Raw genomic sequence first — 7,558 nt, forward strand, 5'->3', positions numbered from 1 at the left:
ACTGGTGTACTTCCACGACCAGCCCGTGGTCGGTGATGGCGACGGAGGGGGTAATTCCTTGGTCGTACTCGATGCTTCCGCCCCAGTCGATCGTGTCGCCGTTGACCCTGCCGACGTGATACCAGAGCGTGTTGGCGCCTTGTGACTGGTGTACTTCCACGACCAGCCCGTGGTCGGTGATGGCGACGGAGGGGGTGATTCCTTGGTCGTACTCGATGCTTCCGCCCCAGTCGATCGTGTCGCCGTTGACCCTGCCGACGTGATACCAGAGGGTGCTGACACTCTGGGACCGGTGCACCTCCACAAGCACGTTCCCGGCATTCAGGGCGACGGCTGGGGATATGCCGGTGTCGTAGCGGGCGGCGTCACCGAAGTTCTGATCTCCGACGGGCGAGCCCTCGTCAACGCCCGGTAGCGTCGGCCTTGAGCCTGGATCATCCAGGATTCGCTTGATTGCAGTGTGCAACGGAAAACTGCTCGTGGCGTCAGTCATGGTCATACCTCGCAATCTCTGATTGCCGCGATGAGGGAGAGACGGAACTGAACCAGCTTGACCCGCGCGATGCAAAAAGGGGGGTGCTAGAACTTGTCCAGGTCGATCGCCCATGTCATTGTTCCGCCCAACCCCATTTTGATCACGTAACTGACCTTGTAGCCGAGCGATTTTTCATCGTCGTAGCTGACGAACAGGCCGGTCTCGGTGCTGTAGGCGTAGGGAGTCAGGGTCGGTTCGTCCCACCGCTGAACGTCAAGTTCCCCGCTCTCAATCTTGTCGAGGATCTCGTAGTAGGCGAGAATGCCGGGAGTGGCGGTGGCCGGCCCGGCCGGCCCTGCGCTGCTGAATGGCTTTCCGTAGCCGTCGGCGGCCTGTGTGACAACATAGGTCCGTCCGTAGGTGGGCATCCCCAGCACGATCTTGTCTTTGGGAATGCTTGCTTTGAGGTAGGATTCCACCGTGTCCTTGACATCAAAATTTCCGCCGGGTGAAGAGTCCTGCAGGAGGGGCGCGTTGGCGCCCGTTCCGGTCTGCGGATCGTCAAATGCCCCATGGTAGTCGTATGACATGACGTTGAACCAGTCCAGGAACGGGGCGCATTGAGCCAACCATTGGAAGAATGCGTCGCCAGTTCTGCTGCCTTTGGGGACGGCGGCGGAGGCCATCGTGATGATGAAATCCTGCCCGGCCGCCTGGCGAAATTCACTCAGTAGCGCAAGATAGTTGTCGTAGTCGGCGTCTTGACCGCCGCGTTGAGGGTCCCCCGGGTATTCCCAGTCGATGTCAATACCATCGAAACCGTAACGTCCGGCATAGTCGATCGCAGAATTGATGAACTGCGCCCTGCCGTCCGGGTTGGCTGCCATCGTGCTGAACAGCTTGCAGGTGAAAGGACCGTAGGGGTGTTCCGTCCCGGCCGACTGGGGTGTGTCGTCGCACGAGTTGAAGCTCCAGCCGCCGATCGCCAGCAGCGTTTTCAGGCTGGGGTTCTTCTGCTTCAGTCCCTGCATCGCGGGATACAGGACCTGCTGATCATTCCATTCCACGGGTTGGATCGTGTAGTCGCCCGTAAAGCGTTGTTCTCCGGCTCGTGTCGGCGAGGGGTCGACACTCCAACTGACAAACCCGATCATTCCAAAGGCAAAGATGACATGCGTGAACAGTGACGGATCGATCTGATCGGGTGTGAATTTGCCTCCGGCCTGACGATATTGTGCCCAGTTGCCAAAATACCCCACAGACCTGTAAGTCATTTCGGTTCCCCTCTCCAGCTCTTCTGCTTTCGTTCTCTGTTCTTCCAGAGCCTGTTTCCGCAAGGGGCGCAGTCGCCGGTCAGCGGATCGGGACTGGGATCGGTCGCGTTCAACCAGCCAGGCGATGAAGTCTTTCGCGATGTACTTGCTGTCGATGGCACCATGCGGCCATGGGTGCGCTGGTGGGCGTTACGACAGCGTTGTCGGCGTTCAGCCAATGTCACTTCCTGGTTGACAGCCTCGGTCTTACGCAGTTTGCGCCACGCACCGCGATTGAGTCGATCCCTCTTGCTGGAAGGCTGACGGTACAGCTGGCGCTACCAACCGGAAACAGCATCGCCCCAGACCACAGACGGGCGTGAGATCCAACGTCTTCGAGGCCGCACTGACACTGATTGCCTCGCACACCAGGTTGTCGTGAGTCCGCAGCGCTGACGCCGGTATGAGGCGTAGTCGACCCGACACCCTGCCAGTGCTTCCTTGGTCAGAGCACATGAACAGGTCAGGACCTCTTCTGCGTTCGGCGATGGGTGCGGTTCCTATCGAGGGGCTGGTTGAGCTGCGTTTTGGGTGTTCGGTCGCCGTGTGTCGGGTCGTCTTCTACCGTGCGTGGTGGAGGCGGTCGTATGGGCTCGTTGCTTGAGGAACTGGCGCGGCGGGGGGCCGCGGTCCGGCAGCGGATCGAGGAGATCCGGGAGCGGATTGCCGAGTTGAACGGGCTGTTGGAAGCCGAGGAAGACCAGCTGGCGCGGCTTGTCATCACACGGGAGACGGTGGACGGGGTTCTGGGCGAGGCGGCCCAGGTGGTCGAGGAACCCGCAGCCGGGGAACGATCGGTTGAGCCTGCTGGAACGGCGGGGCGACGTCACGGCTGGGAGTGGTGACGGTGCCGCGGTGGCGGCAGGGGACGTCGACGTCGGTGTTGCCGACCGCGTACCAAGACGCGGTGGAGATTCTGGCTGACGCGGCCGAGGCGATGCGGGCCGGGCAGATCGCGACCGCGATGGGGCTTGGCGACGAGGCGGCCAAACGAGAGGGCCTGCGGTCCAAGCTCAAGAGGCTGGTGGAACGCGGCTGGGCGTGTGAGGACGGCCCGGGGCTGTTCACGCTGGCTGAGCCGGTGGCCCGCCAGTTGGCCGGGCAGGCCGCCGAGCCGGCGGTTGGGTCGGCGGTTGGGGAAGGCGGCATTGAGTCGTCACCGGCGGGGTGATTGCGGCCGGGCTCTTCCCCGGTCAGGTTCGAGGGTGCCAACCATGCTCGAAACCGCGCCGGGAAGAAGACCCGCGGTGGAACGCTATGACGATGCCGCAGAAGTTGACTGCTTTGTGGCCGCGAAGAACACCTTCAACTGGCTGATCGGACAGCTCACCGACTCGCAGGCCGCGTCCTTGCCGCACGATCGGCTGGAGGAGATGCTGGCCGAGCAGGGGCGGGAGCTGCTGCGGCAGTTGCTGCAGGCGCATCTGGACCTGCGGGCGCAAAGCGAACGGCAGGCCGCCGAGTGTGCCCGCCGCAGCGGCGGGGTGGTCGGAGCCGACGGTGCGAGGCGACGCCGGCTGGAGAGTGGGCATCGCCGGCTGCTAGCCACGGTGTTGGGGACGGTGACCGTGACGCGCTCGCCTGGCGCGCCCCGGGAACACCGAACCTGTATCCGGCTGATGAGCACCTGTCGCTGCCGGCGGGGCGGCACTCGCACGGTCTGGCCAGGCTGGCGGCGGTCGAGGCGGTGCGCGGTTCCTTCGATACCGCCCGCACCGCGATCAACACGCGGTGCGGGAACGTGGTCGGCAAACGGCAGCTCCTACAGCTGGTGCGGCGGTCGATATCGACGCCTTCAACGCCTCCCGGACTCCGGTTCCGCGGACCGCCGAGGAACTGCTGATCCTCAGTGCCGACGGCAAGGGGATCGTGATGCGGCCCGAGGCGTTGCGCCCGGCCACGGCCAAGGCGGCCGCCCGGCACTCCCGCACTTTCCGCACCCGGCTGGCCGCCGGGGAGAAACCGGCCCGCAAGAGCATGGCCACGCTCGGGGTGGTCTACGACGCGTTGCCCGCACCGCGCCGGCCACACGACGTGATCGCCGTTCCCGGCGGCCGGCGCGGAGCACGGCCGCCTCGGCCCGGGCAGCACGCACGGCGCAAGTGGCTGTGCGGATCAGTGCTCGCCGAACCGGACGAGGTGATCGCCCAGCTCTTCGACCACGCCGAGGCCCGCGACCCCACCCACGCCCGCACCTGGGTCGTGCTGGTCGACGGCGCCCGCCATCAACTCGATCTGATCCGCGCCGAGGCCACCCACCGGAAGGTGAAGATCAATGTCGTCCATAGCCACCCGAATGCTTCGCGCAGCTGCGCGAGCAGGTACGGATCGCAGTCGGGCGTCGGTTCCAGCTCGTCGTTCAATTCACTCCGATCACTCGACTCATCGGGAAGTGCGCCAGTCAGCAGTCGATCGGCCCTCCGACTCCGCAGTGCACAGGCTCTGAGTATGGCGATGACCGCCGGGTCGTCGACCTGGTGGCGGTGCGGTACAGCCAGCAGTGCGGCCAAATCGAAGGTCTCGGTGTGGGAGAAGACGGTTTTGCATGGCGGGGTGTCACCGAAGGCGAACGGGTTGCGCAGGTTGACCGCGTACTCCGAGCGCTACAACCAACCGGAGGCCGCCCGAGGGCATTGCCCTGTGGGTGTCCCGCATCGGCGCCCAGGTTGGTTGGTAGGCGTGGGTGCGGGTCATGCGTCGTGGACTCCACCTGGTGAAGTCGCATCATTCGTCCGTGGCCATGCGCGGCGTGATCGCCGTAGGCCGCGGACGTCGAGGAACGGCCCCTGACCCGGAACTCTGAGCGCTGGCCGGCCTCCTCGATCTCGCATCGGCCGCGAAGGTGCCGGGTGCGCTCTGGGGTGTAGACGGAAACGTTCAGGTGGGTGGTGGGAACAGTCGGTTCAGTAGGGCGTTCAGGCTGGTGTGCAGCTGGCGGCGGGCGGTCGGCTGGTCGTCGGACTCGGCGAGCCATATGGCGGCCTCGTTGAGCGCGCCGGACAGCAGGGCCAGGAGCGGTTCGAGGTCGAGATCGCGGTCGCCGCGCTCGGTCAGCACGGCTTGGACTCCGGTGCGGAGCGTCCCGCCGCCGTGGAGGTTGTCGATCTCGCGCCAGCGCCGCCAGCCGAGCACGGCGGGCCCGTCGATGAGGTAGATCCGGCGGAGTTGCGGGTCGGTCATCGCGTCGAACCACTCCTCGCAGCCGCGGTGCAGCGCCTTCAGGGTGGTCGGTTCCTGCTGGGCTGCGGCGTCGACGCGATCGGCGACCTGCTTGGCGACCTGTTCGACGACCGCGTCGAACAGCGTGAGTTTGTCGGTGAAGTGGTGGTACAGGGCGCCTCGTGTCAGACCGGTGTCCTTGACGATGTCACCGGTGCGCGTGGAGGTGAAGCCTTCGCGGGCGAAGGCGGTCCTGGCGGCCTGCAGCAGGGCGGCCCGGCTGCGCGCATGGCGTTGTGCGTTGGGGCCTCGTCGCGCCACAGGGGTCAGGTGCCGGGCTGCCGGTCGGCGACCTGGTCGAGGAACGCCGGATCGGGGTCGGTCTGCTGGACGATGTCGACCCAGCCGCCGGCGGGGTCGCGCAGCATGAAATGCCGTTGCCCCCATGGCTCGTCGCGCAGCGACACCTCCGGACGGGCCCCGGTCGCGCAGATTTCGTCGTGTGCGGCCCGCACGTCCTCGACCTCGATTGTGATGACCAGGGCGTCACCGCTCATCGCCGTGCGGAACTGCGGCAGCTGGAAGTCCAGGCCGTCTCGCATGAAGGCGAGCGCGAACGGCCGTTCGCCGCCGCTGACCAGGTAGACGAACCAGTCGGTGTCGAACGCCGCCGAGAAGCCCAGGTGACGGGCGTACCAGTCGCGTACCGCCACGGGATCCTCGACGACCACGAGCGGGTAAACGTCTTTGACGCGCATGACCGGCACGATAGAAGAGAAACCTACATGCAGCAAGTAGGTAGATTCCGGCCGCCGTGTCCGCGGTCGCCGGTGTCGCATTGGGAGACGCGGGCCTCCCCAGGTGTCGCCCAGAGGCGGCTCGGTATGGCATTGCTCAGGTGAAAGGCCCCGCCCAGGCGCGCCAACGACGAGGTCGAGCGATGGGCCGCTGCACTCCCTGACGTTGTCCGGATTCGCCACCTTGGCCTGCGGCGGCCATCGGTTGCGGGCAACTCGGCTTGCTCGATCCCGTCCCGGGTGTCGCCCTTGCCGACGGGCTGTGCGTGGCTGCCCGCACCGCGCCCGGCGGTGTGGCGTTGGGGCGGGCTCCGAGCTTACGTCGGCGCGGAGAACGTCGGGTCGCGCATGCCCGGTGATCACGTGTGGCGGCGTCCGGTGCTGTCGGCAGGCCGGCGAATCTCAGGTGCGGGTCGACGCCTGCTCGCCCGAGGCCACCACCGTCGTAGCAGAGCGCGCCGACGGGGGGACCGCGCATCGGCTGTTCGCCAGTGGTGGGGAGGAGGCGACCTCGCTGCGGGCGATCACCCGGGAGGCCGGGGTGAACGTCGCGGCGATCCACTACCACTTCGGCGGCCGGGACGGGCTGCTGCGGGAAGTCCTGGACCGCTATGTCGGGCCGCTCAACCGGCGTCGGCTGGCGCTGCTGGACGAGGCCGAGCGTGCGCATGGGTCCGTGGTCCCGGTGACGCTGCTGTTGGAGGCGTTCCTTCGGCCGGATCTGGAACTGCTGGCGCGGCTGCGAGCCGATCAGTTGCAGGTGGCCCGGTTCCTGGGGCGGGCCTACACCCAGCCCAGTGCGGTGCTGGAAGGATTGGTGCGCCGGCAGTTCGAGCCGGTCGCGGCGCGGCTGGTGCCGTTGCTGCGCCGGGCCCTGCCGGACCTTGGCGAAGACGAGATCCACCTCCGGCTGGACCTGATCGTGGCCGTGGTCACCGGCCTGTTCGCTACCGCCGGCCCGCTCGGGCGGCCGACCGTTCTGGGCACCGACGACGTCGAGTGGCAACTCCGGCTTCTGGTGGCCTTCTTCGCTCCGGCCTTGTCGGCCCCTCGCGCGCCGACCGGAGCACCGGTCCTCAACCGGCCTGGAGGGTGATCATGTCCGGCGGTGAGTACCCGGCCGGGGATTCTTGGCCCTGGCGAACCATCCTGCTGAAGACTTCCGCCGGGCCCGTCGCGGTGACCGACAGTCAGGGGAGCGGGCCGGCGCTGCTGCTCGTCCACGTGGGCCTGGGCAGCCTGCTGTGGCGAGACTTGATCACCCCATGTGCGACGCCCCCGCCCAGGTCGCCGACCACGTCCGAACCTGGCACACCGCCCACGTCACAAAAACCTGAGGAGGCCGGTGTACCCGGCTCGCCGCGGACACGATCGCCGTGACGACTCATCGTCGCCAGGGCCGGTGTGATCGTGATCGCTGAGCGGGGATCACCGCTGCGGGGCAGGAACTCAAGTGTCCTGGCCGGGTGCCGCAAGGCTAGGGGAATCCCTTGCGGGGCGGGCTCTGCTTGCCTCGCGCTGGGCGCCGCTTCACACTCACGACTGACAGTCGGTCGACTCGCGGTTGATCACCACGTTCGAGGCCGCTCGCTTTCCCGCCGCAATCGGTCGTGCGAACCTGAAGCCACGACCGCTCGCGGGACGAACTCCTACCGGGAGCGGAGATGCCGATGAAGGGCAGCGATCCGGCGATGACGGATTGGCCGATGGTCGGCAGGGACGCGGAGCTCGCCGCCATCGAGGCCGCGCTGGATTCCGGCGGTGCCGTGCCTGTCTCTTATACACCTCTGACGCGTCCGACCAAATCGCCCTGG

At 66.7% G+C, this 7,558-nt stretch carries 8 protein-coding genes and 1 pseudogene; 4 read left to right on the top strand and 5 right to left on the bottom strand.

Annotated elements, in window-relative coordinates:
- Positions 1–493, bottom strand: a pseudogene (locus ETD83_RS37055) (hypothetical protein); the annotation flags it as partial.
- An 86-nt stretch (positions 494–579) separates the two neighbouring features.
- Positions 580–1,812, bottom strand: coding sequence for a glycosyl hydrolase family 18 protein (locus tag ETD83_RS37060; RefSeq protein WP_205718086.1), 1,233 nt, complete (start codon positions 1,810–1,812; stop codon positions 580–582).
- A 563-nt stretch (positions 1,813–2,375) separates the two neighbouring features.
- On the opposite strand from ETD83_RS37060, the gene ETD83_RS44045 reads away from it, so the two are divergent.
- Entirely contained in the window at positions 2,376–2,633 is a 258-nt protein-coding gene (locus ETD83_RS44045; protein ID WP_205718087.1) for a hypothetical protein, read from the top strand.
- Complete coding sequence (locus ETD83_RS44050) at positions 2,630–2,959, top strand: hypothetical protein (RefSeq protein ID WP_205718088.1); 330 nt, start codon at positions 2,630–2,632, stop codon at positions 2,957–2,959. The genes ETD83_RS44045 and ETD83_RS44050 overlap by 4 nt, the downstream gene beginning before the upstream one ends.
- A gap of 22 nt (positions 2,960–2,981) precedes the next feature.
- Here the strand turns inward: ETD83_RS44050 and ETD83_RS37070 are convergent, their stop codons facing one another.
- Positions 2,982–3,320, bottom strand: coding sequence for a hypothetical protein (locus ETD83_RS37070; protein WP_138649872.1), 339 nt, complete (start codon positions 3,318–3,320; stop codon positions 2,982–2,984).
- Positions 3,321–3,519: 199 nt separating this feature from the next.
- On the opposite strand from ETD83_RS37070, the gene ETD83_RS37075 reads away from it, so the two are divergent.
- The gene (locus ETD83_RS37075; protein ID WP_138649873.1) at positions 3,520–4,578 is read left to right on the top strand and encodes a hypothetical protein; all 1,059 of its coding nucleotides are present in this window, start codon (positions 3,520–3,522) and stop codon (positions 4,576–4,578) included.
- A gap of 87 nt (positions 4,579–4,665) precedes the next feature.
- On the opposite strand, the gene ETD83_RS37080 is transcribed toward ETD83_RS37075, so the two are convergent.
- A complete protein-coding gene (locus ETD83_RS37080) occupies positions 4,666–5,268 on the bottom strand; it encodes a TetR/AcrR family transcriptional regulator (protein WP_171064657.1) in 603 nt (200 codons plus the stop codon).
- A 5-nt stretch (positions 5,269–5,273) separates the two neighbouring features.
- Complete coding sequence (locus tag ETD83_RS37085) at positions 5,274–5,705, bottom strand: VOC family protein (protein WP_171064658.1); 432 nt, start codon at positions 5,703–5,705, stop codon at positions 5,274–5,276.
- Between the two features lie 445 nt (positions 5,706–6,150).
- On the opposite strand from ETD83_RS37085, the gene ETD83_RS37090 reads away from it, so the two are divergent.
- Positions 6,151–6,840 carry a TetR/AcrR family transcriptional regulator gene (locus ETD83_RS37090; protein WP_138649876.1) on the top strand — a complete coding sequence of 230 codons (690 nt, stop codon included), beginning with the start codon at positions 6,151–6,153 and terminating at the stop codon, positions 6,838–6,840.
- The last annotated feature ends 718 nt before the right edge of the window (positions 6,841–7,558 follow it).

Source organism: Actinomadura soli, from assembly GCF_005889715.1.
In the GTDB taxonomy this organism is placed as follows: domain Bacteria; phylum Actinomycetota; class Actinomycetes; order Streptosporangiales; family Streptosporangiaceae; genus Spirillospora; species Spirillospora soli.